Genomic DNA, 23,448 nt, shown 5'->3' on the forward strand with positions numbered 1-23,448 from the left:
TCGAGCGAAGTCGAGAGTGGGGGAATCGGCAACCGACGACAACGCCGCAGATCGGCGCCCGCCGCGGAGCGGCTGATTGTCACTGCTGCCCCGCGCCTGCGGCATGATCCGCCGGACAGGCCCTAGCGACAGTCAGCGGTCACTCCAGGGGCTGCCGGACACGTGCGTGTCGTCCGGTGGTCGGCGGGCGTTAACCCGGGCGCACGACGTCCTGCGCCGACCTTGGAGTGACCGCAGTGTCTGAACCCCTCCCCCGCCGGCGGCTCGCCGGACTCTTCCTCGCCCGGTGGACGAACCCGACAGGGCTCCTGCTCCGCCGGCACGCGCCCAGCGCGCTGCTCACCGCCCTGTTCGCGGCCTCCTTCACCGTCCAGGCCGTCGGGGCGCTCCTGCCCCACCTGCCACTGCTGCTCGCCGCGACCGTCGCCTCGGTGGCCGCGGAGGGCGTGCTGCACCGCTGGCAGCGCGGCATGGTGACGGTGCTCGCCAAGTCGCACGCCGACCTGACCGTGCGGCACGTCCTGCGCGACCTGCTGCTGGTCTTCGGGCTGCTGCGGCTGGGCGAGCAGGACCGGGAGACGGTCTACGCCCCGCTCGTCGCCGGTCTGCTCGCCTTCTACGCGCTGCACTGCGCGATCCAGGCGCTGTCGGTCCTGGTCCGCCGCACCCGCACCCTGCCCGTGGTCACCCGGAACATCGACGCCTCCGCGCTGCGTCTGTCCCCGGCCCCGCCCGTCCTGCTGCGCCGCCCCGGCCACCGCCTGCTGGTCTTCGGCCTGCCGTCCACGGCCGGCCTGCTGGCGACGGCCGCCACCGGCGACCTGCGCTGCGCGGCCCTGGGGATCGCGCTGTCCCTCGGGCTCGCGCTGATGGGCCTGTTCGACCTTCTCCTGTGGCTGCTGCCGAGCCGCCGTCCGGCGGGCGAGCAGGAGGTCCTCGACTGGTTCGACGCGTGGCTGGCCGAGTACCGGCCGACCGTCGGCCTCTACTTCTCCGGCGGCGCTTCCTCGGCATACCAGGCGAACATGTGGCTGGAACCGCTCGCCGGGCTGGAGGGCCGTCCGCTGATCGTGCTGCGCGAACGCTTCATGGTGCAGAAGATCGCCGCGACCGACGTGCCAATCGTCTGCCTGCCGAAGGTGTCCACCCTGATGCGCCTGGAGCAGTCCACGCTCCAGGTCCTGATCCACCCCTCGAACTCCGGCAAGACCTCGCAGGTCCTGCGCATCCCCACCCTCAAGCACACCTTCGTCAACCACGGCGAGAGCGACAAGCTGTCCTCCTGCAACCCCTACGCGAAGGCGTACGACGAGGTGTGGGTGGCCGGTCCGGCGGCGCGCGAGCGGTACGCGCTGGCCGAGGTCGGCGTCGAGGACAAGGACGTGGTGGAGATCGGCCGCCCGCAGCTGGACGCCGTACGGCCGTACGGGGGCCCGCCGACCGGTACGTACACCACCGTCCTGTACGCGCCCACCTGGGAGGGCTGGGACGGCAACCCCGGCAACACCTCGGTGATCGAGGCCGGCGAGAACCTCGTGCGGGCGCTGCTGGCGGATCCGGGCGTACGGCTGCTCTACAAGCCGCACCCGCTGACGGGATCCGTCGACCCGCGCGCCGGTGAGGCGGACCTGCTCATCCGGGACCTGATCCGCGCGGCGAACCGGAAGCGAACCGGTGACCGGCCCGCCGCCAACGGCGAACTCGCCCGCTTCACCAAGGAGTTGGACGCCCTCACCTCGATCGACTGCCGGTCCGGCGCCGACCAGGTCGAGCGGATGCTGCTGCAGTCCACGCCCGAGCCGGGGCGGGCCGAGGCGGTGGCGCGGGCGGCCAAGGCCTGGGACGAGGCGTACTGGGCCTCGCTGCCGGAGTGGGAGCACCAGGTCGTGACGGATGTCCGACCCGCGCTGTACTCCTGCTTCAACCGGGCCGATCTGCTGATCAGCGATGTGTCGAGTGTGGTCAGCGACTTCCTCGCGAGCGGGAAGCCCTATGCGGTGGCCAACACCAGCGGGCTGCCGGAGGAGACGTTCCGGGAGATGTTCCCGACGGTGCGGGCCGCGACCGTGCTGGCGCCGGACGCGGGCGGGGTGCCGGGGCTGCTGGAGGCGGTGCGGCATCCGGAGAAGGACGAACTGGTCGCGGCGCGGGCCGAGTTGAAGCGGTATCTGCTGGGACCGGACGAACCGACGTCGCAGGAACGCTTCAACGAGGCCGCGCAGGCGCTGGGTGCGGCGGCTCGGGAGCATCGGGTGCGGATGGCGGAGCGGTCGGCGGCGGAACTTCCCGGTCAGCGGCTGGAAACGGCGACACCCTTCACCGAGCCCAGGCGCAAGCCCGGATCCGAGCGCAGGCCCGAGACGGAGCCCGAGCCCGCCACACCATCCCGGTGAGCTCCCTGCCGCGTCACGCCGCCGCGGCCCGCCCGCCCCGCGCCGCCCCGTCCCGCGCCGGCAGCGCCCGCCGTACCTTGCGTGCCGCCCGCTGCACGAACGTGCCGACGATGTCCTCGCGGTAGCCCGGGAAGGTGCGGGCCTCGCGGGGGCCGGCGAGGTAGACCGAGTCGGGGATGCCGGCCGGGGCGTCGCGGAAGTGGGGGTAGGCGAGATAGAGGCGGCGGCCCTTCCTCTCCAGGACGGCCGGCGCCTCCTTCTTCGCCCGGACGAACTCCACGACGTCCTCGAGGAGGTCCGGCCGCCCGGTGGCGACCAGGTGCAGCCGCAGCCGCTCGTGGACCCTGAGGCGGCGGGCGACGTCCTCGTTCCAGTACATCTCCGTCAGCGGCCGCGCCAGTTCCATCTTGTGCCGCCGGACCTCTTCGGTGTCCTTGAGGTACCTGGGGCCGAACTGCGGCAGTAGCGTGACGAGGAAGGGCCGGACCATCAGCACGTCCCGCTTCGGGCCGGGCGGGAGCAGGTCGGCTATCAGGGTCATCAGGGCGCGTGCGGAGTCGAAGCGCAGGACGTAACTCCCGCTCTTCGTCACGTGCTTGCCGTCCTCGCGGCCCACCAGGTAGTAGCAGGTGTGGTCGGCGACCACGGAGACGCCGTCGGCCCGCAGGTAGGCCTCCATCGTGAACAGCGCGTCCTCGCCCGTGAACAGGGACTCGTCGAAGCGCATGCTGTGGTGTTCCAGCAGAGAACGGCGGAACAGCTTCTGCGCGCTCAGCGTGAACTTGATGTTGGAGGAGAAGACGTCGGTACGGCCCACCGACGTGCCCCACATCGACTTCGGCGCGGACCGGTTGACGCCCTCGACCTTGCCGAGGACGACGTCCGTGCCGTTCTCGTCGGCCATGGCGACCATGCGCCGGAGCGCCTCGGGGCCGAGGCGGTCGTCGGCGTCGAGGAAGAAGACGTAGCGGCCGGCGGCCTTGCCGAGGCCGACGTTGCGGGGGCCGCTGGGGCCGCCGGAGTTGTCCTGCCGGATCACCGTGACCGGCATGGCCGCGCGGGCCGCGAACTCCTCCAGGTACTCCCCGGTGCCGTCCGTCGAACCGTCGTCGACCGCGATGACCTCGATGCGCGTGGGATCGATGGTCTGGGCCTCGACGGACGCGAGGCAGTCGACCAGGTAGGGCATCGCTTCGTACGCCCCGATGATCACGCTCACATCAGGCTGCGTCAGGGTCACGCTTCCCCCTAGTCACTGACTATTTCCCCGTATCGCCTCATTGGCGACCTGATAGACGGACGGTCCGGGCAAGCGGTTGCCCTGGCACCCTGCTTTCGTGAGCCGAGTCACACGGTGAATCGACAGGGAGGACGGCGAGTCGACGGAGGCGCACACCAGGGGATACGTAGAAGGGGCCCGGTTTTCGAGGATCACTCCCTCGAAAACCGGGCCCCTTTCAGCGAAGGCGCTTCAGCCCAGCGTCACGCAGTCAGCCCGTCCGCCTCGCCCGCTGGTGCCGCCCCCGGCGCCGGCACCGCGTTCGCGAGCTCCGCCTCGGCCTCCGCGGCCTCGGCGGCACCGGTCGCCGCCCGTGACTCCTGGCCGACGTTGCGCGTCTCGGCCTTGATCGCGAGGTTGGCCACCGCGGTGTTGAACTGCTCGATGGAGGTCGGCTCGTCCGGGCCCAGCAGGTACTGCTTCAGCTCGGTCCGGTCCGCGGCCAGCGGATCGGCGGCCGGGTCGCGCACCGCGTCGAGGAGTTCGCCCAGCTCGGCCGCGCTGTTGGACAGGATCACCGCGGCGCGCACCGCCGTGTTCTGCCGCTTGAACTCCTCCACGCCCAGCTCGGCGGAGTCCGTGACCGCGTACGGCTTGCCGCTCGCGATGAAGTCGGAGACCACGCTGGAGATGTCGGAGACCATCGCGTCGGAGACGTTGAAGCAGTCGTACAGGCGCGGCTCGGCGCCGGTGACGACCCGGTGCTCCCAGGTGGGGAAGGAACGCCAGTACGCGTCGTTCCACTCGGCCCGCAGCCGGGCGATCTCCTCGTGCTTCTTGACGTCGACCAGGCCATCGCGGGTGGCCTCGGCCTCGTCGCCCTTCTCGCCGCCCTTGCCGACCAGCTCGGCGATCCGGGCCTCGATCCGGACCAGGTCCGCCTTGGCCTCGGCCTGTGCGGCCGCGTCGGTCGTGAAGCGCGGGTCGGCACCGCGCTGGGCGGCGGCCTTCCCCACCAGGGCGGTGATGCGCTGGTGGGCGGCCTTGGCCCGGGCGCTGACGGTGCCGGTGAAGGGGTGCGGCTTGTACAGCACACGGACCGGCGGGTCGGCCTTGACCAGCTTCTTCACGATGCTCTCGCCGGCCAGCAGGATGGACGTGTTGCCGGGGTTGTCGTCCCAGCCCTCCCAGGTCGGCGCGTAGAGCACCGTGGGGCAGCGTCCGTCAGCGGCTCCGCCGCGGGGCCCCTCCGGCACGCCCTGCCAGGTCTGGATGGGCGCCAGCTGCGGGCGGCCGACCTCGACGATGTCCTCGTCGCGGACGCCGACGTCGGCGATGGCGTACCGGTCCCGGCCCGCGCGCCCCGCGGTCCACACCTCGTCGTACACCTTGCTGAACGGGTTGACGCTGGCCAGCTTGTCGCTGTCGCCGTGGCCGATGAAGACGTGCTTCATGGTCGGGACGCGCAGCAGGTGGATGTTCTTGCCGACGTTCGCCGCGTACAGCGCGACCCGCACGGTGGACAGGTCCATGTTCATCAGGTGCACCCCTCCGGGTACGCAGATGACGGGGACCGTACTGGGCGCCAGGTTCTGCAGTATGACGCGCTCGCGCAGGATGATCAGCGGCCTGGAGTCCAGTTGCTCCATGGTCTCCAGCCACATGTTGACCTGGTACGCCGAGTCCTTGGAGCCGGAGAAGTACAGCACCGTCTCCGGCCGGTACTCGCGCAGCCAGTCGTCGACCGCGTCCAGCACCTTCTCGGGGGTGGGAGGGGTCTGCCGGCCGCGGACGTACGGCAGCAGCGCGGCCACGTACAGGGAGCCCAGGACCAGGGTGACGCCGATGCCGATGAAACCGGCGAGGGCGGAGTCCAGGCCGGCGGAGACGAGTATGCCGACCACGGCCGCGAGGTCGAGGTGGAGCATCTTCTCGGCGGAGCGGTTCAGCAGGACCTGCGGCGGGGCGTCCGGGATGCGGATGCGCGAGGCCAGGTCGACATTGCGGGTGGCGACCGGCATCCGGCGGCGGTTGCGGATCAGGGTGACCAGCGCGCCGTGCGGGGCCTGGAGGCCGTAGAACGCGATGAAGCAGGCGGTCGCCCCGTAGAAGACCAGGTCGTCCGAGAGGGACAGGCGGGCCAGCAGCAGGATCAGCAGAAGCTGTCTGATCAGGAAGCGGATCGACAGACCGGCCCGCACCTTGCTGAGGCGGTTGATCAGATAGCTGCCCTTGCGGTGCAGAAAGTGGTCCGCCAGGTACGTCACGGCGGTCGCGGCCGCGAAGGCGGGAACGCTCGGGACGAGCGCGGCCAGCATGAGGGTGGGGTAGCCCAGAATCATGAGGGCCGCTGCGGCCAGCTCTGCCGCGCTACCCACCCGGGCGACGCGAATAGCGGTGCTTATCACGGAGAAACCTGCTCTTGGAGGGGTGCCGGTTTGTGAAAGTCGAAAAAATCCGGAAAAAAGCTTGTGCACGGTCCGGTAATTTTACGGATTCAGGCCCCTGCGAATGCTCCGCGAACGAGCAGCCACAGAGGCCTGAATGACAGACGACTAATTGTCGGTGATTATGCCACGCCGTCCTGACGATCCAGGACACTGGCCAGCGCCTGCTCGAATCCGGAAGCCTGCCCGGCGGACGCCGTCGGGTCCTGCTGGCGGACGTCGATGACATGCCCGGTCAGCTCGGACAGCAGCACGTCGAGCGAGGTGCGGGCCACGGCCTCCGAGGAGAGCAGGCTGCCCGCGGGCTCCTGGCCGAAGGCCTTGGTGCGCATCGGCGTGGCGGTGCGCTCCGGGTTGACGCAGTTGACGCGGATGCCCTCGCCGGCCCACTCGTCGGACAGGGCCTGGGTGAGGTTCACCATGGCGGCCTTGGTCGAGGAGTAGAGGCTGTACTCGGCGCGGCCTCGGGTGTAGCTGCTGGAGGTGTAGAGCAGCAGCTGGCCCTTGGTCTCGGCGAGGTACTTGTACGACGAGCGGGCGATCTGCACCGGGGCCAGGTAGTTGACCTTCAGCGCTTCCTCGATGGTCGCGTTGTCGGTCTCCGCCAGCTTGCCGATGCGCAGCACGCCCGCGGTGTTGACGACGTAGTCGATGCGCCCGGTCTCGGCGTACGCCTTGGACAGCGCGTCGTCGACCTCCTCCGGGTTCTCGACGTGGGTGCCGGTGGTGGAGCGGCCCAGCGCGTACACCTTGGAGCCGTAGGACTCGGCGAGTTCGGCGATGTCCTTGCCGATGCCGTACGAACCGCCGAAGACGACGACGGTCTTGCCGGTGAGGAGTTCGCGGTAGAGCTCTTCACTCATCTGCTCGGGTGTGGCGGTGGAGGCCAGCTGGAACAGCTTGTCGGCGATGAAGACGTCGACGGGCTGAGTGACCTTCATGTTGTACTCGTCGCCCGCGACGACGTGGATCGGCACGTCGGGCAGGTACCTGAGTACGACCGAGCAGTCGTCCGTGGCCTGGAAGTTGGGGTCGCCGGCGGCGACCTCGTAGGCCCGGCGGATCGTGGACAGCTTGAAGGCCTGGGGGGTCTGGCCGCGGCGCAGTCGGGAGCGGTCCGGGATCTCCGTGATGAACTCGCCGTCCTCGCCGTGGGTGCGGGTCACGATGATGGTGTCCGCGGACGGGATGGCGACGTCGACGGCTTGGAAGCGCTCCAGGGCCGTGACGCAGTCGTCGATCACGCGCCGCGACAGCAGGGGGCGTACGGCGTCGTGGAACAGGACGTTCAGGTCCTCGCCGTCGGCCAGCCCCTCGCCCAGGGCGGCGATGGCGCGCTCGGTCGTCTCGTTCCGTGTGGAGCCACCCTCGATGATCTTCGTGACCTTCTGGAATCCGGCCTTCGTGACGATCTTCTCGATGTCGGGCACGTAGCCCGGCGCCATCAGCACGATGATGTCGTCGATCGAGTCCGCCTTCTCGAAGGTGGTCAGGGTGTGCTCGATGACTGCCTTGCCGGCGATCTTCAGCAGCTGCTTGGGGATCGAAAGACCCACGCGCTGGCCGGTGCCACCGGCCAGGATCACTGCGGTGGTACGGGGCTTGGCTATGCGCTGTGACACAGGTGACCTACCTTGGGGCGACAGGGAACTTGGAAATGGTCCCACTTGTGGTTACCGCAGTGCAAGGTGAGCGCCGTCCACCGCATATGTGCGCGCAACCTGTCATTCACCTTGTACTCCCGGTGTTTGAGTGACACCCCTTCCGCGGAGCCCTCGAAATTGCTGTGAGTAACTCCACAGGGACTCAGCGGCGCCGTAGCCGCTTCAGACAACGGTGCCCGAGTACCCGCACGAGTTCCTTCGACGACGTCTGGTGAACCGTACGCGCCTTGGCGGACGCGGTGTGCCTGACCGGCGCCGCGGCGGCCGCCGCGAGCGCGCCGTACAGGGCCTGTGCCGCCACCTCGGGCGCGATCAACGGTTCCCCGGGCAGCACCTCGGCGGGCTGCGGCACGACGGACAGCAGCGCAGGATCACCCAGGATGCGTACGCCCATTCCGCCGATCCGCCCCGCCATCTCGGCGCCGATCTCGGCGGCGGCCTCCACCGCCCACTGCGGAGTGCCGATCTTCACGTCCTGGGGACCGGGAACGCACGTATTCTTCATATGCATCACGGCGCCGTATCGGACGAGCTGCGAATAGAGCTCGTCCGGGAGGCCATTGCCGCGGAATTCCATATTAAGTTTCCGCAGCATTTCGGTCTCGGCGAGAGTAAGAGAACGGTTCGCCGCGTCCGGAACGGGCCGCAGGAGATTGTCGGGAAGTCCGAGGAGCTGCTCGAAGGTGCGCAGCAGATGGCCCCGGTCGCGGTCGTCGACCACGACGACGGTAATCCGCCCGGGACCGACCACCCGGGCCCAGCGTTCCACCAGCCGGTCGTGCCGGTGCCGGCGCCAGAAGCTCGGGTTGGGCTTCTCGTACGGGGCCTTCTTGAGCATGTGCTCAAGCCAGTTCTCGTAGCCCATGCGCAGGCCGTTCTGGACGTACTGCTGCCACTGCGAGGGCATGATCCTGGCCAGCGGGCGCAGAGTGACGAGGACGTGTACCCGCTCACCGCCGAGTTCCTCGACGACCCGGGCGATGGTCTCGTCGTCGGGCGCGTCGGCGAAGAACTCGCTGCTGATCACCGAGGTGCGTCTGCCGGTGGCCTTCACCTGGTCCACCAGGCGCTGCCAGTGCCGCTCGGTGGGCTGGGTGTTGCCCATCATCCCGGGGCGGGCGCACGCGGCCAGGACCGCTTCCATGGGGTGCCTGCTGTCCGCCGGGAAGACGACGCCGTGCTCGGGCATCGCGTCCTTGGCGGCGAACAGCGCGCCCTGGATCGAGGTCGTGCCGGTCTTGTGCGGGCCTATGTGCAGCAGCCGGGTGCCGGTGGGCAGCGGGGGGACCCCGGCGTTCACCGGAACGTCGTGTCTCGTACAGTCCGTCTCCATAGTCAGAGGACGGTAAGAGGGATTCCTGAGACTGCGCTGAGAGAGACCTGGGACCCGGATGAGTCCCCCGTGCCCCAGACTCCCGTCACGTTCGGTTCCAGGTCCAGGTCACACCAGCCGGACGCCGGGCCTGCCCGCCTCGACCCGCAGCTTGGCCAGCGTGCTGGGGGTGGCCTGCGGCTTCACCACCGTGTCGACGATTCTTACCTGCGCGTCGATACCGTCACGGCGGATGTCGAGCAGGTGGGAGCCGCGGTGGGCGTCGAGCAGCTTCCAGTGCGGGTTGTCCGCCATCCGCGGGTCCCACTCCTTGCGGAAGGCGGCCTGGTCCTGGTCGCCGTTGCTGGAGACGGAGGTGCCGACGAACTCGGCGCCGACGACCGCGGAGTCCGGGTTCGCGAAGTCCTCCTTGAGGTCGCTGATCATCGTCAGGTGCCGGTCGCCGGTGAGCACGACCGGGTTGCTGACGCTCTTGAACTCCTTGAGGAACGCGTTGCGTTCGGCCTGGTAGCCGTCCCAGGCGTCGTAGAACCAGAGCTTGCCCTCGCCGACCTGGAGGTCGGTCTCGGCCATCATGATCTGCGAGGCGATCAGGTTCCAGCGGGCCGGCGAGTCGCGCAGCCCGTCGAGCAGCCACTGCTTCTGGTCGGCGCCGAGCATCGTCAGCGACGGGTCCTGGGCGCCGGCCTGGCTGGTGGCCTGGTCGCTGCGGAACTGCCGGGTGTCCAGCACGTTGAGCCGCGCCAGCCGCCCGAACTCCAGGCGGCGGTGCATCCGGATGTGCGGGCCGTTCGGTACGGCGCTCGCGCGCACCGGCATGTGCTCGTAGTACGCCTGGTAGGCCGCGGTCAGCCGGGCCACGAACGCGTCGTGCGGCTGCTTGGCCGGGTCCTGCGGGATCTCGCCGGCGAAGTCGTTGTCGACCTCGTGGTCGTCGAAGGTGACCACGAAGGGCGCGTTCGCGTGCATCTCGGCGAGGTCGGGGTCGGTGCGGTACTGGGCGTACCGGTTGCGGTACTGGGTGAGGCTGTACGGCTCGCCGGTGCCCTCGTGACGTCGTACGGCCGTCGCCGACGGCGTCGACTCGTAGATGTAGTCGCCGACGAAGAGGACCACGTCGGGGTCCTGGGCCAGCATGTCGGCGTACGGCGTGAAGTAGCCGTGCTGCCAGTTCTGGCAGGAGGCGAGCGCGATGCGCAGGGGGCCGCGGGAGGTGAGCGGGTGGGGCGCGGTGCGGGTGCGGCCGGCGGGCGAGAACTGCGCACCGACGCGGAAGCGGTACCAGTACGCCCGGCCCGGACGCAGACCTCGCACATCCACGTGAACGCTGTGCCCGTACTCGGGCCGGGCCTGGGCGGTCCCCCGGCGTACGACCTTTCTGAACCGGGCGTCCTCCGCGAGCTGCCACTCCACCGGCACCGCACGGTCCGGCATGCCGCCGCCGCTGAGCGGGTCCGGGGCGAGCCGCGTCCACAGCACGATGCCGTCCGGAAGCGGGTCGCCGGATGCCACGCCGAGGCTGAACACACCGTCGGGCAGCGGCGTTTCGGCCGCTCGGGCGGTGTTCGGCAGCCACAGCTGGGCGGAGGCCGCGGCGCCGAGCACGGCGGCCCCGGCGGTCAGAAAGCGGCGTCGGTCGGGCGATACTGCTCCGGTCATCGGGCGAACTCCCCTGCCTCGCTGGCCTCTTGGACACTGGAAGCTCACGCCTTCGGTCGGTCCGCCCGCTGAACAGAGACCTTCGCGTGCATGACAGATGGGGAGACAACAGGAGACCCGTTACGGCACGTGGACAACACGATGAACGCGGTCCGGTCGCAACGGGTCACGCCTGCCCTGGCGATGACGGTTGGTCAGTACGCGAACCCGGACCCGAGCCGCGCGTTCGCCGCCACCGTGCCGAGCGTCCCGGCGCCGAAGGTGAACGAACCGGTCGGCGTGATACCGGAGGACGTCGACCGGAACACCCACACCGATCCGGCGTTCGCGTTCTCGCCCGGCGCGCCGACGGCGAGTTCGGCCCGGCCGTCGTGGTTCGCGTCCACGAGACGGGTCGTACGGCCGAAGGCGTCGGAGTTCTCCGCCGCGCCCGGCACGCCCGCCGTGTTCTGGCTGAACACCCGGGCGCCGGTGCCGGTCAGGCCCTTGGCGCCGCCGCGCAGGACGACCACGCTGCCGGCGCCGGTCAGCCCGCTGAAGTCCTCGCCTGGCACGCCCGCCGCGACATCGTCGTAGCCGTCGCCGTCGACGTCGGCGACCGAGACGTCGGAGCCGAAGGCGTCGCCGAGTTCCGCGGCGCCCGGCACCGAGGCACTGTCCTGGTTGAGGTACGTCGGCCGCGTCCCGTCGGGGCCGGACGCGGCGCCGGGGACGACGGCGACCCGGCCGCCCTTGGCGAGCGGGGTGGAGGCGTCGCTGTCGTAGCCGTCGAAGCGGCCCACGACGATGTCCTCGTACCCGTCGCCGTTCACGTCGCCGAGGTCGACGGACTCGCCGCCCTGCAGCCAGTGGCCGTTGCCGTCGAGGACCAGGGACGGCGGCGCGAGCCCGTCCGGGGTGCCCTGCCAGTAGGTGATGCGACGGAAGTCGTACTCGTCGCCCTGGTTCGTGGTCCCCACGATGTCGTCGACGCCGTCGCCGTTCACGTCACCGGCGGCCAGGTCCAGGACGCGGGGGTCGGAGTCGTCGATCCGGACGAACCGCTCCCCGCCGTGCGAGGCGCCGTCCCGCCCGAAGGGGCCCTTGACGGCCCGGAGTCTCCAGTCGTTCGCCACGGCCACCACATCGGACGCCCCGTCGCCGTCGACATCGCCGACCGTCAGCCTCCCCCGGCTGCCGAGCCTGCCGTACGCGGCATCGCTGCTCGTGACCAGCGAGGAGCCCCCCGTCAGACCCTGGGCACCGCCCCAGACGACCTGTACATAGCCGGAGTCGACGCCCCCGGCCGTCGTGTCCTCGCCGCCGACGCCGACGACCAGGTCCGCGTACCCGTCCTGGTCGAGGTCGGCGGTGGCCAGCGCGCTGCCGAACTCGTCGCCGCTCTCGGCGGCGCCCGGGATGCCGGCGATGTTCTGGCTGAAGACCTGCTTGGACGAGGTGGTCAGGCCCTTCGCCGAGCCGTACAGCACGGCCACGTAACCGGCCTTCGTCTTCCCGCCGACGCTCGCCTCGGGCGCGGCCACCGCGAGGTCCGGGTAGCCGTCGCCGTTGAAGTCGTCCCGCGACTCGGTGGCGGCGGGGTCGGCCGCCTGGGCCGTCGGGAGTGCGGTGCCGGTCGCGGCGAGCAGCGCGAGGGCGACGACAACGGTACGACGCAGGCTGCGCGGCAGGGGCTGGGGCACGGCGACTCCGGGAACCGAACGGGTTGTTGACTACCCGGTACGACTCGCCGGAGCGGCTGTTGGTTGCCCCGCCTTGCCCTGCCGTTCGCCGGAACCTTCCCCGGAGTCATCCCGTGCTGTGCCCCGGCCGGGCGCCCAGCGGGTCTAGAACGGCTCGAAGTCCTCGAACTCCTGCGTCGCCTCGTCCCGCTCCGCCTGCCGGTCCCGGCGCCGCTGCGCCGCGGGCCGCGGGGCCTCGAAGCGGTGGTCCTCACCACGTCGGCCGAGCATCTCCGCACCGGCCATCGCCGTCGGCTCCCAGTCGAAGACGACCGCGTTGTCCTCGGGTCCGATGGCGACGCCGTCGCCGGAACGGGCCCCGGCCTTCATCAGCTGGTCCTCCACACCGAGGCGGTTGAGCCGGTCCGCGAGATAGCCCACGGCCTCGTCGTTGCTGAAGTCGGTCTGCCGCACCCAGCGCTCGGGCTTCTCGCCCCGCACCCGGAACAGGCCGTCCTCCTCGAGCGTCACGGTGAAGCCGGCGTCGTCGACGGCCTTCGGCCGGATGACGATCCGCGTGGCCTCTTCCTTCGGCTTCGCGGCCCGGTGCGCGCCGACCATCTCCGCCAGCGCGAACGACAGCTCCTTCAGCCCCATGTGCGCCACCGCCGACACCGCGAAGACCCGGTAGCCCCGAGCCTCCAGGTCCGGCCGCACCATCTCGGCGAGGTCCTTGCCGTCCGGTACGTCGATCTTGTTCAGGACGACGATCCGCGGACGGTTGTCGAGCCCGCCGTACTCCCGCAGCTCCGCCTCGATGATGTCGAGGTCGGAGACCGGGTCGCGGTCGGACTCCAGCGTCGCCGTGTCCAGCACATGCACGAGCACGCTGCACCGCTCCACGTGCCGCAGGAACTCCAGGCCCAGGCCCTTGCCCTGGCTGGCGCCCGGGATGAGGCCCGGCACGTCGGCGACGGTGTAGACGGTTGAGCCGGCGGTGACCACGCCCAGGTTCGGCACCAGGGTGGTGAACGGGTAGTCCGCGATCTTCGGCTTGGCGGCCGACATCACGGAGATCAGCGAGGACTTCCCGGCGCTCGGGTAGCCGACCAGCGCCACGTCCGCGACGGTCTTCAGCTCCAGGACGATGTCCTGCATGTCCCCGGGCTCGCCGAGGAGCGCGAAACCGGGCGCCTTGCGCCGCGCGGACGCCAGCGCCGCGTTGCCGAGGCCACCGCGGCCGCCCTGCGCGGCGACGAACGACGTGCCGTGCCCGACCATGTCGGCGAGTACGTTGCCCGCCCTGTCGAGGACGACGGTGCCGTCCGGCACCGGCAGGACCAGGTCCTGGCCGTCCTTGCCGGAACGGTTGCCGCCCTCGCCGGGCTTGCCGCTGGTGGCCTTGCGGTGCGGGGAGTGGTGGTAGTCGAGCAGCGTGGTCACGGACTGGTCGACGGTCAGGATGACGTCGCCGCCGCGCCCGCCGTTGCCGCCGTCCGGGCCGCCGAGCGGCTTGAACTTCTCCCGGTGTACGGAGGCACAGCCGTGACCTCCGCTACCCGCGGCGACGTGCAGCTCGACGCGGTCCACGAAGGTGGTCATTGGGGGTGCCTCCAGCACTTTGGAAATACGTACAGATATGTCACTTGCGTAACAAGCGAAAGGCGGACCCGCTTCCCGTGAGGGAAGTGAGGTCCGCCTCGCGAAAGCTTCCGATCAGGCGACCGGAACGATGTTCACGACCTTGCGGCCACGGTGCGTACCGAACTCCACCGCACCGGGCTGCAGCGCGAACAGCGTGTCGTCGCCGCCACGGCCGACGCCCGCGCCGGGGTGGAAGTGGGTGCCGCGCTGGCGGACCAGGATCTCACCCGCGTTGACGACCTGACCGCCGAAGCGCTTCACGCCGAGCCGCTGGGCATTGGAGTCGCGCCCGTTCCGGGTGGACGATGCGCCCTTCTTGTGTGCCATGTCTCCTCAGTCCCTTACTTCGCAGCCGCGGGGATCTCAGTGACCTTGATCGCCGTGTACTGCTGGCGGTGGCCCTGACGACGGCGGTAGCCGGTCTTGTTCTTGTAGCGAAGGATGTCGATCTTCACACCCTTGTGGTGGTCCACGATCTCGGCCTGGACCTTGATGCCGGCCAGCACCCACGGGTCGCTGGTCACAGCTTCGCCGTCGACAACGAGCAGCGTAGAGAGCTCTACGGTGTCGCCAACCTTGGCGGTGGGAATCTTGTCAACCTCAACGATGTCGCCGACAGCAACCTTGTGCTGGCGACCACCGCTGCGCACGATGGCGTACACGCGGATCTCTCTCTCACTCGGGACGGACCCCCTGATGCCAGCCGCTCACACGGACCCGAAGGCCCGATGATCCGGATTGGACGAGCGGCCTCCCCTGCTCGGAGAGCAGGAGGTGGGGTGCTCAGGGGTGGGTGGGTACGGAGACACACCGAGGGTCAAGGTTACGGGCCGCCCCAGGCCCGGTCAAACCGGGCCCGCCCGCCCCGACGGGAGGAGCCACACCGGTTTCCCGGAAACCCCTTCAGGTACCCAGAACCCCTGCGGATACTCTGTGACTCCGCCCATACACACAATGGCCACCGGCCATACACGCGACGGCCACCCACTCAGGGCTTCCCGACAGGAGCAGGTAGCAGATGCCGACCAAGGTGAGCGTCATCATCCCGGTGTACAACCCGGGTAAGTACATAAAGCCTTGCATTGACTCACTGTTGAGGCAGACCCTGCCTGCCGACGAATTCGAAGTGCTCTTCGTCGATGACGGCTCGACCGATGACTCTCCTGCCGAGCTGGACGCCCTCGCCAAGGAACATCCGCATTTCCGGGTGATTCACATACCGAATTCCGGCTGGCCCGGAAAACCGAGGAACATCGGTGTGGGCGAAGCCGCGGGTGAGTACGTCCAGTTCGTCGACCAGGACGACTACCTCGCCTCCGACGCGCTGCGCCGGATGTACGACATGGGCCACCGCAACGGCTCCGACATCGTCATCGGCAAGGTGGCCAGCAACTTCCGCGGCGTCCCGCACGGCGTCTTCCGGGTGGACCGGGAGAAGTGCAATCTCCAGAACGCGCCGCTGTACGACAGCCTCACGCCGCACAAGATGTTCCGTGCGGAATTCCTCCGCGAGAACAACATCGCCTATCCCGAGGGCAAGCGGCGCCTCGAGGACCAGCTGTACATGATGGAGGCGTATTTCCCCGCCAAGGTCGTCTCCATCCTCGGCAGCTACACCTGCTACTACTACTCGAAGCGCGACGACGGAAACAACGCGGGATCCGCCAAGATCGTCCCTTCCGGTTATTACGGAAACCTCCGCGAGGTTCTCGACGTCGTCGTCGCCAACACCGAGCCCGGGGAATTCCGGGACCTGCTGCTCCGCCGCTTCTACCGGGTCGAAATGCTCGGCCGACTCAGCGAGCCCTCCGTCCTCAAGTACGACGCGGCCTACCTCGACGAGATGGTCGACGCCGTGCAGCCGCTCGCCAAGGACTTCATGACGGACGGGGTGCACGACGGGCTCGGAGCGCTCAGCCGCATCCGGTCCACGCTGCTGCGCCGCGACGACCGTGAGGGTCTGGTGCGGATCGCCCGCTTCGCCGCCTCCATCAAGGGCGCGGCCCGGCTGGAGGACGTCGCCTGGCGGCCCGACGGCAAGATGGACGTCACCGTCAGCGCCCGACTGGTCCACGGCGAGAACGCCGAACCGCTCAAGCTGCTGCGCCGCGACGGCCGGCTCTTCCTGCACCCCGAGTACACCGAGGGCGTGCTGAAGGACGGCGAGCTGGTCGACGTCACGGACGAGATGGACGGCTTCAAGGCCGAGATGTCCCTGCGCAACCGCGAGACGGCCGTCGAGTGGCCCTGTCCCGCGGAGTACACCTCCACCGTCGAGGACCTGGGCGACGGCGCCTGCGAGGTCGTCCTGCGCGGCACCGGCCAGGTCGGCCCGCAGGGCGCCAAGGGCCGCGGGCCCGTCTCCCGCGGCTTCTGGGACATCTGGGTTCCGGTCCGCGGTCTCGGCGTGGTCCGCAAGGCCCGCCTGGGTGCCGACCGCGCCACGCACGTCGACGCCGACTGCCGCCCCGCGCTGCTCGGCTCCCCCGCCCGCCCGGTCATTCCGTACTTCACCGACCCGCACGGCAACCTCACCCTCGACGTCGCCCGCCGCAGCAAGAAGCTGGTGCCGTATCTCGAAAGCCGCCCCGTGCTGCGGATGCCCGGCAGCCGGCCGGAACTGCGGCTCGATGTCTTCGCCCGCCCGAAGACCGCGCCGATGAAGACCCAGCTGGTCCTGAGCTCCGGGGACGGCCGTACGTACACGCTGCCCGCCGAGGTCCGTCACGTGGCCGGCCGCGCCCACATAGCCCTCCCCCAGCGCCCGGTGGCCGTACCCGCCGGCCGCTGGAACCTTTCGGCCGCACTGGATGGGGAGAAGAGCCCGGCCCTTGCGCTCTGCGAGGTGACCGTCGACGGCAAGGGGCGGCTGCGGCTCGGCGACGACCTCGCCGTCGTGTCCCCCGAGGTCGTACAGCCGGAGCTGGCCAAGCGGCGCAAGGCGGCCCTGCGGCGCAGGCTGCGCGCCGTCGGCGGCCCGATCGTCCGCAGGCTTCCCTCGCCGGCCCGCAAGAAGCTGCGCCGACTCGCGGCGAAGCTGGTCGGCTGACCGGCTCCGCACCCCGGACACTCAGTACGTACACGCACCACAGTAAGGATGTGATCACATGCGGGAGCTCGGCATCGCCGGCGCCTGGGTGCACGAACCGAAGGTCTTTCCAGACGCTCGCGGGAGCTTCCACGAGTGGTTCAAGGGGGCGGACTTCGCGGAGGCCACCGGCCACGGGCTGAACCTGGCCCAGGCCAACTGCTCGGTCTCCAGCCGCGGCACCCTGCGCGGCATCCACTTCGCCGACGTGCCGCCCAGCCAGGCCAAGTACGTCAAGTGCGTGCGCGGCGCGGTCCTCGACGTCATCGTCGACATCCGCACGGGTTCGCCCACGTACAAGCAGTGGGAGGCCGTACGGCTGGACGACGTGGACCACCACTCCGTCTATCTCTCCGAGGGGCTCGGGCACGCCTTCATGGCGCTGACCGACGACGCGACCGTGGTCTACCTGTGCTCCGAGGGGTACGCCCCGCAGCGCGAGCACGGCATCCACCCGCTCGACCCCGACCTGGGCATCGAGTGGCCGGAGGGCCTGACGCCCGTCCTGTCCGACAAGGACTCCGCGGCGCCGACGCTGGCCGAGGCCGAGGCTCAGGGCCTGCTGCCGTCGTACGAGGCGTGCCAGGCGTACGCGGCGCAGCTGCGCGGCGGAGACCGCTGAGAACGCTGAGACCGCTGAGAGCGACGAGGAGGGGCCCCGCGGACGGATCCGCGGGGCCCCTCCTCGTGTCGTACGGAAAGATCAGCCGCCCAGCGCCGCGATCTGGCCGCGCAGCTTCTCGAAGCCCGCGCGCGGGCGGCGCAGGTTCCGGGCGCGGACCAGGGCGGGCCAGAAGTCGGCCCCGAGCAGCGCCTCGGGCTGCACGGCGTTCTTGCGCACGAGGACCTCTTCGGGAACCGCCTGCGGGTCCGGGACGACGTACTCCTTGATGATGTCGTCGTAGTTCTCCTTGAGCACCGTGTTCTGCGGGTCGGCTCCGAAGACCACGGCGACACCGGTCGGCGCGGTGTCGATCTCGAGCACCGTCAGGTCGGGGCGGTACTTCCGCAGCACGGTCACCAGCTTGTAGACGTCGCCCGTCCAGAACTTGGTGTGCCGGTCGCGGGCCGCCTCGTCGACGTCGCGCGGCAGCATGTCGTCGAGGACGATCACGCTCGACCAGCGGGAGTGGCGCTCCACGTTCATGAAGTCGCGCAGCGCGTACTCGAAGAGGTGCATGCCGTCGATGAAGGACAGCTCGAGGGTGGGATCGCCGCCCAGCATCCCCAGCGGGTCGCGGCGGGCGAGGGCGCGGAAGGGGTTGCGGCCGCGGCGCAGGTGGACCAGCGGGTCCTTGCGGGCGAAGAAGTCGTCACTGGTCGACTGGACCAGGTGGACGTCGCAGCTGATCGAGGTCACCACCTTGAAGGCGGGGTCGATCGCGACGGACGCGACGCGCGAAAGTGCCAGGCTGCGGCCGTCGTTGACGCCGATCTCCAGGTAGTTTCGCGGCCGGTAGATACGGTGCAGTCCACGCAGGAGTTCATGACGGTCCACTGAAGCGGCCTTTCGAGGGGGTGCAGCTGTCCTTGTTTCCCGCGAAGTTACTCATTCAAAGGCTCTGGCGTAAGCTTTCTCGGAAGTTCACCATAGGTTTACATACTCGCCGGTAGGAAATCGGGCGTCATCCGACCAGCCCGAAGCTGGATCCCCCGCCCGATATGTTCGGTCCGAGATCGAGGTCAGCCTCCCTGAAGACCAGCGCCGGAGTGGGCTCGACCCCGTCCCGCCCGCCGAGCAGCACCCGGACCTCGCCCTCTCCCGGGCCCTCCACGGCGAGGTCGGCCGCTCGGTCCCCGTTCGTGTCCAGCATCGCGGCAGCGCCGCCGGGCAGGGACCGCGCCCCTTCGACCGTGAGGCCCCGGGCGCTCCCCTTCAGCAGGACGAGGCTGGTCGCGCCGTCCGGATCCGTGCCGGTCACGACCGAGAACGCCACGTCGGCGTATCCGTCGGCGTCGACGTCGCCGGCCAAGGGTCCGGAGCCGAACGTGCAGTGGAAGAAGGGGCCTTGAACAGGCAGCCCGGTGGTCTTCTCGGTGATGCGCGAGGGCTTGAGCTCCGCGCTCTGCCCCGAGGGGCCGCCGTACAGGACAACCACGCGGGTGCCGCCTCCGGGGTCGTGAGATCGCCGAGCATCTCGCAGGCGAGTCCCGCCACGACGTCGGCGAAACCGTCCTTGTTCAGGTCCCCTGTCCGGAGCGACCGGCCGTAGAAGTCCTTGCCCTGGTCGTCCTTCAGACGTGGGCCCTTGGCGAGCTTCCCGTCGGCGGTGCCGCGGTACACGAGAGTGGCGCGAGGAATGGGCATCTCGTCCGCGAAGACATGGGACCACGTGACCAGGAGGTCGTCCTTGCCGTCTCCCGTGAGGTCCCCGGCGGTGGCGGGCATCGCGGTGTAGTATCCCGGGTCGCCGCTCGGCGTCAGGTCGAGAGGGACCGTGCGGCGCGGCACGCCCTCGCGGCTGAACGGCCCCAGGAGGACCTGTGCGGTGTTGTCCTCGGTCCCGGTGACGACGAGGTCGGCCCGCCCGTCGCCGTCGAAGTCACCGGTGACAGGGGCGGCACCCGTCAGTCGGGCCCCTTTGGACAGCCCTTTGGCGCTTCCCCAGACGACGAAGACCGTGCTCCTGCCCGCCTGGGTGATGAAGTCGGCCCGCCCGTCCCCGTCGAGGTCGGCGGTCACACCCTGGCTTGCGAACCCGCCCCCATCGCCTGCCTTGCCGAGCCCCAAGTCGTCCTGGCTGACGACCTGTCGCCCTTTGAGCACCGGGCCCTTCGAGGATCCGCGGATCACGGCCGCGTACCCGGCGGCGTATTTCCCGTTGACGGTGGCCCTCCCGTCGGTGGCGACGAGATCCCCGTACCCGTCCCCGTCGAAGTCCGACGGGACGGCAGGCCGTCCCGTCCCTCTCTCCTCGGACTCCGACGGGACGGCGGTCCGGTGCGTCTCTCTGTCCTCCCCGTCCGAGTCCGACCCGCCCGCCCGGCAGGCGGACAGCAGGAGCACCAGGACCGCGCCGACGGCAAGCCTTTTAGTCATGGGAGTTGGGACCACCGAGCCTCGCCTTCGGTTGCACGGATCCCCCGAAAAGCCGGTGGCCGGGCCCTGCCCGAAGGCAGGACCCGGCCACCGCGGTCGTCCGCGCAGTCGTCCGCGCAGTCGTCCGATCGGCTCCCGTCAGCCCCGCTCCGCCGCGAGCAGCGCGGGAAACGCCTCGGTCAGCGCCTCGCGCCAGTCCCGGATCGGCTCGATGCCCGCCGCCGCCCACCGGTCGTGGCCCAGCACGCTGTACGCGGGCCGGGGCGCCGGCCGTACGAAGGCCGCGCTGGTGGTGGGGCGGACCCGCTCCGGGTCTGCGCCCAACTGCTCGAAGATGGCCCGCGTGAAGCCGTACCAGGTCGTCTCGCCGCCGCTGGTGCCGTGGTAGACGCCGGCCGGTGCGGTGCCCGCGAGGGCACCCTGGCCGAGGCGGACGAGGCGGTCGGCGAGGTCGGCGGTCCAGGTGGGCTGGCCGCGCTGGTCGTCGACCACGTCGAGGGTGTCCTTGACGCCCTCCAGCTTGATCATCGTACGGACGAAGTTGCCGCCGCCCGCGCCGTACAGCCAGGCCGTGCGCACCACGTAGCCGGTCTCCGGGAGCGTGGTGAGGACCGCCTCCTCGCCCGCCAGCTTGGTACGCCCGTACGCGCTGCGCGGCCCGGTGGGCGCGTCCTCGGCGTACGGCTTCTCGGCGTCCCCGGGGAACACGTAGTCCGTGGACACCTGAAGGAGCACGGCGCCGCTCTCCGCGCACGCCTCGGCGAGGTGGCGTGCGCCGTCGCCGTTGATCCGCAGCGCCTCGTCCTCGCGGGACTCGGCGTCGTCCACGGCCGTCCAGGCGGCGCAGTTGACGACCACGGCCGGGTGGTGGGCGGCCAGCGCCGCGCCCACCGAGGCCGGATCGGTGATGTCCAGGTCGGTGCGGGCGGCCGCGACAGCCGGGATCCCGGCGGCGGCGAGCCGCGCCAGGACGTCCTGCGCGAGCATGCCCCCGGCGCCGGTGATGAGCCAGTGCGGTGTCTCCTGGGTGCCGGTCACAGTGCCGCCCGCTCCTTCAGCGGCTCCCACCAGGCGCGGTTCTCGCGGTACCACTCGACCGTCTCCGCCAGGCCCTGCTCGAAGCTCTTGCGGGGCTCGTAGCCGAGCTCCTCGCGGATCTTCGTGCAGTCCACGGAGTAGCGGCGGTCGTGGCCCTTGCGGTCCTCGACGTACTCGACGCTGGTCTCCCAGTCGGCGCCGCACGCCTTGAGCAGCAGCTCGGTGAGTTCCCTGTTGGAGAGTTCGGTGCCGCCGCCGATGTTGTAGACCTCGCCCGCGCGGCCCTTGGTGCGGACCAGCTCGATGCCCTGGACGTGGTCGTCGATGTGCAGCCAGTCGCGGACGTTGCCGCCGTCGCCGTACAGCGGGACCTTCTTGCCGTCGAGGAGGTTGGTCACGAAGAGCGGGATGACCTTCTCGGGGAAGTGGTGGTGCCCGTAGTTGTTGGAGCAGCGGGTGACGCGGACGTCCAGGCCGTGGGTGCGGTGGTAGGACAGCGCGATCAGGTCGCTGGACGCCTTCGCCGAGGAGTAGGGCGAGTTGGGCTCCAGCGGGTGGGTCTCGGGCCAGGAGCCCTCGTCGATCGAGCCGTAGACCTCGTCGGTGGAGATGTGCACGAAGGTCTTGATGCCGGCCCGGTGCGCCGCGTCGATGAGCGTGTGCGTGCCGACCACGTTCGTACGGACGAACTCCGCGCCGCCGTCGATGGAACGGTCGACGTGCGACTCGGCCGCGAAGTGCACGACCTGGTCGTGCTCGGCCATCAGCTTGCCGACCAGCTCGGGGTCGCAGATGTCGCCCTGCACGAAGGCGAATCCGGGGTGCGCGCGCACCTCGTCCAGGTTGGCCGGGTTGCCCGCGTAGGTCAGCTTGTCCAGGACGGTGATCGCGACATCACCGGGGCCCTGAGGGCCGAGCAGCGTACGGACGTAGTGCGAGCCGATGAAACCGGCACCGCCGGTCACCAGGATCCGGGTGGGGCGGGAGGGGGAAGTCCGGGTCGGGTTTGTGGGAGAAGAGGGGACCGTCATGAAGAGATCTGCACCTTGCTGTGATCACCGAGCACGAGCCGGTGGGCCGAAGGGTTACGGGGAGCCGGCGTGACCTCGACATCGCGCCCGATCAGCGAGGCCTCCACCCGGCGCACGCCCGTCACGGACGAGCCGCGCAGCACGATGGAGTACTCGATTTCGCTGTCCTCGATCCGGCAGTCCTCGGACACGGAGGTGAACGGGCCGATGTACGCGTCGTTGACGACCGTGCCGGCTCCGATGATGGCAGGTCCGACGATCCGGCTGCCACTGACCCGGGCACCCGCCTCGATGCGCACCCGGCCGATGATCTCGCTGCTCTCGTCCACCGTGCCCGCGTTCACCGGCTCCACGGTCTCCAGGACGGACCGGTTGACCTCCAGCATGTCGGTGACGTTGCCGGTGTCCTTCCAGTAGCCGGAGATCGTGGTGGAGCGGACGTCACGCTTCTCGTCGATCAGCCACTGGATGGCGTGTGTGATCTCCAACTCGCCGCGCCAGGAAGGCTCGATGGAGCGGACGGCCTCGTGAATGGCCGGGGTGAACAGATAGACGCCGACGAGCGCCAGATCGCTCTTCGGCTGCTTCGGCTTCTCCTCCAGGCCCACCACCCGGCCGTCGCCGTCGAGTTCCGCGACACCGAAGGAGGTGGGGTTGGGCACCTTGGTCAGCAGGATCTGCGCGTCGGGCCGCTCGGCCCGGAACCCCTCCACCAGACCGGTGATGCCACCGACGATGAAGTTGTCGCCGAGGTACATGACGAAGTCGTCGTCACGGAGGAAGTCCTGGGCGATGAGCACGGCATGGGCGAGGCCCAGCGGCGCTTCCTGCGGGATGTAGGTGACCTGGATCCCGAAGCGGGACCCGTCGCCCACCGCCTCGCGGATCTCGTCCGCCGTGTCGCCGACGACGATGCCGACCTCGCTGATCCCGGCTTCGGCGATCGCTTCCAGGCCGTAGAAGAGCACAGGCTTGTTGGCTACCGGCACCAGTTGCTTGGCCGAGGTGTGGGTGATCGGGCGGAGTCGGGTACCCGCTCCCCCGGAAAGCACGAGAGCCTTCACGTATTGCGCCCCAATACTGTGCACATACGGGAATTAAAATCCCAGTTTGTCTGAATTTTTAACATCAATCTCGGCTCACATCATAACCGCGCCGCCGAGACGCTGATTCACTCATCGTTCACATACTCGATCATTGGATGCCTCCTCGGGGGCGGAAAACGTGATCC

The 23,448-nt window shown here is 69.8% G+C and carries 18 protein-coding genes; 3 read left to right on the forward strand and 15 right to left on the reverse strand.

All coding sequences use genetic code 11. The features are described 5' to 3' along the window. Positions 1-227 precede the first annotated feature (227 nt). Positions 228-2,393, forward strand: coding sequence for a hypothetical protein (locus tag AC5P09_RS24230; RefSeq protein WP_493875894.1), 2,166 nt, complete (start codon positions 228-230; stop codon positions 2,391-2,393). Positions 2,394-2,406: 13 nt separating this feature from the next. On the opposite strand, the gene AC5P09_RS24235 is transcribed toward AC5P09_RS24230, so the two are convergent. From AC5P09_RS24235 to rplU, 9 genes are all read right to left on the reverse strand, one after another. After that, the gene (locus tag AC5P09_RS24235) at positions 2,407-3,633 is read right to left on the reverse strand and encodes a glycosyltransferase family 2 protein (protein WP_493875895.1); all 1,227 of its coding nucleotides are present in this window, start codon (positions 3,631-3,633) and stop codon (positions 2,407-2,409) included. Between the two features lie 242 nt (positions 3,634-3,875). Continuing rightward, complete coding sequence (locus AC5P09_RS24240; protein WP_493875896.1) at positions 3,876-5,990, reverse strand: hypothetical protein; 2,115 nt, start codon at positions 5,988-5,990, stop codon at positions 3,876-3,878. Positions 5,991-6,181: 191 nt separating this feature from the next. Further along, positions 6,182-7,681, reverse strand: a complete 1,500-nt coding sequence (locus tag AC5P09_RS24245; protein WP_493875897.1) for an SDR family NAD(P)-dependent oxidoreductase — start codon at positions 7,679-7,681, stop codon at positions 6,182-6,184. A 184-nt stretch (positions 7,682-7,865) separates the two neighbouring features. Then, on the reverse strand, positions 7,866-9,056 hold the full coding sequence (locus AC5P09_RS24250; protein WP_493875898.1) for a hypothetical protein: 1,191 nt from the start codon (positions 9,054-9,056) through the stop codon (positions 7,866-7,868). A gap of 108 nt (positions 9,057-9,164) precedes the next feature. Next, positions 9,165-10,715 carry an alkaline phosphatase D family protein gene (locus AC5P09_RS24255; protein WP_493875899.1) on the reverse strand — a complete coding sequence of 517 codons (1,551 nt, stop codon included), beginning with the start codon at positions 10,713-10,715 and terminating at the stop codon, positions 9,165-9,167. A gap of 194 nt (positions 10,716-10,909) precedes the next feature. Then, the gene (locus AC5P09_RS24260; RefSeq protein ID WP_493875900.1) at positions 10,910-12,397 is read right to left on the reverse strand and encodes an FG-GAP-like repeat-containing protein; all 1,488 of its coding nucleotides are present in this window, start codon (positions 12,395-12,397) and stop codon (positions 10,910-10,912) included. 144 nt (positions 12,398-12,541) lie between these two features. Next, entirely contained in the window at positions 12,542-13,978 is a 1,437-nt protein-coding gene (obgE, locus tag AC5P09_RS24265) for a GTPase ObgE (RefSeq protein WP_493875901.1), read from the reverse strand. Between the two features lie 114 nt (positions 13,979-14,092). After that, positions 14,093-14,347 carry a 50S ribosomal protein L27 gene (gene rpmA, locus AC5P09_RS24270; RefSeq protein ID WP_020940020.1) on the reverse strand — a complete coding sequence of 85 codons (255 nt, stop codon included), beginning with the start codon at positions 14,345-14,347 and terminating at the stop codon, positions 14,093-14,095. Between the two features lie 14 nt (positions 14,348-14,361). Then, complete coding sequence (gene rplU, locus AC5P09_RS24275) at positions 14,362-14,682, reverse strand: 50S ribosomal protein L21 (RefSeq protein ID WP_164320786.1); 321 nt, start codon at positions 14,680-14,682, stop codon at positions 14,362-14,364. 356 nt (positions 14,683-15,038) lie between these two features. On the opposite strand from rplU, the gene AC5P09_RS24280 reads away from it, so the two are divergent. Beyond that, the gene (locus tag AC5P09_RS24280) at positions 15,039-17,069 is read left to right on the forward strand and encodes a glycosyltransferase family 2 protein (protein ID WP_493875902.1); all 2,031 of its coding nucleotides are present in this window, start codon (positions 15,039-15,041) and stop codon (positions 17,067-17,069) included. Between the two features lie 58 nt (positions 17,070-17,127). Next, positions 17,128-17,730 (forward strand): dTDP-4-dehydrorhamnose 3,5-epimerase, encoded by a 603-nt coding sequence (gene rfbC, locus AC5P09_RS24285; RefSeq protein WP_493875903.1) that lies wholly within the window; start codon positions 17,128-17,130, stop codon positions 17,728-17,730. Positions 17,731-17,811: 81 nt separating this feature from the next. Here rfbC and AC5P09_RS24290 read toward each other — a convergent pair whose 3' ends face one another. From AC5P09_RS24290 to AC5P09_RS24315, 6 genes are all read right to left on the reverse strand, one after another. Beyond that, complete coding sequence (locus tag AC5P09_RS24290; RefSeq protein ID WP_493875904.1) at positions 17,812-18,606, reverse strand: class I SAM-dependent methyltransferase; 795 nt, start codon at positions 18,604-18,606, stop codon at positions 17,812-17,814. 127 nt (positions 18,607-18,733) lie between these two features. Further along, positions 18,734-19,081 (reverse strand): hypothetical protein, encoded by a 348-nt coding sequence (locus tag AC5P09_RS24295; protein ID WP_493875905.1) that lies wholly within the window; start codon positions 19,079-19,081, stop codon positions 18,734-18,736. Beyond that, positions 19,027-20,148, reverse strand: a complete 1,122-nt coding sequence (locus AC5P09_RS24300; protein ID WP_493875906.1) for an FG-GAP repeat domain-containing protein — start codon at positions 20,146-20,148, stop codon at positions 19,027-19,029. Before AC5P09_RS24300 ends, AC5P09_RS24295 begins: the two co-directional genes overlap by 55 nt. Before the next feature lie 138 nt (positions 20,149-20,286). Continuing rightward, positions 20,287-21,186: a dTDP-4-dehydrorhamnose reductase gene (gene rfbD, locus AC5P09_RS24305; protein WP_493875907.1), complete on the reverse strand. Its 900-nt coding sequence runs from the start codon at positions 21,184-21,186 to the stop codon at positions 20,287-20,289. Next, positions 21,183-22,217: a dTDP-glucose 4,6-dehydratase gene (rfbB, locus tag AC5P09_RS24310; protein ID WP_493875908.1), complete on the reverse strand. Its 1,035-nt coding sequence runs from the start codon at positions 22,215-22,217 to the stop codon at positions 21,183-21,185. The genes rfbD and rfbB overlap by 4 nt, the downstream gene beginning before the upstream one ends. After that, positions 22,214-23,281, reverse strand: coding sequence for a glucose-1-phosphate thymidylyltransferase (locus AC5P09_RS24315; protein ID WP_493875909.1), 1,068 nt, complete (start codon positions 23,279-23,281; stop codon positions 22,214-22,216). The genes rfbB and AC5P09_RS24315 overlap by 4 nt, the downstream gene beginning before the upstream one ends. Positions 23,282-23,448 lie beyond the last annotated feature (167 nt).

The sequence above is a fragment of the Streptomyces sp. a15 genome, from assembly GCF_059026085.1.

What these genes read in the sequence shown, in the direction of transcription:
- AC5P09_RS24250 (WP_493875898.1), bottom strand. Translation starts at nt 9,056, where the DNA reads ATGGAGACGGACTGTACGAGACACGACGTTCCGGTGAACGCCGGGGTC.
- AC5P09_RS24255 (WP_493875899.1), bottom strand. Translation starts at nt 10,715, where the DNA reads ATGACCGGAGCAGTATCGCCCGACCGACGCCGCTTTCTGACCGCCGGG.
- obgE (WP_493875901.1), bottom strand. Translation starts at nt 13,978, where the DNA reads ATGACCACCTTCGTGGACCGCGTCGAGCTGCACGTCGCCGCGGGTAGC.
- rpmA (WP_020940020.1), bottom strand. Translation starts at nt 14,347, where the DNA reads ATGGCACACAAGAAGGGCGCATCGTCCACCCGGAACGGGCGCGACTCC.
- AC5P09_RS24280 (WP_493875902.1), top strand. Translation starts at nt 15,039, where the DNA reads ATGCCGACCAAGGTGAGCGTCATCATCCCGGTGTACAACCCGGGTAAG.
- rfbC (WP_493875903.1), top strand. Translation starts at nt 17,128, where the DNA reads ATGCGGGAGCTCGGCATCGCCGGCGCCTGGGTGCACGAACCGAAGGTC.
- AC5P09_RS24300 (WP_493875906.1), bottom strand. Translation starts at nt 20,148, where the DNA reads ATGACTAAAAGGCTTGCCGTCGGCGCGGTCCTGGTGCTCCTGCTGTCC.
- rfbB (WP_493875908.1), bottom strand. Translation starts at nt 22,217, where the DNA reads ATGACGGTCCCCTCTTCTCCCACAAACCCGACCCGGACTTCCCCCTCC.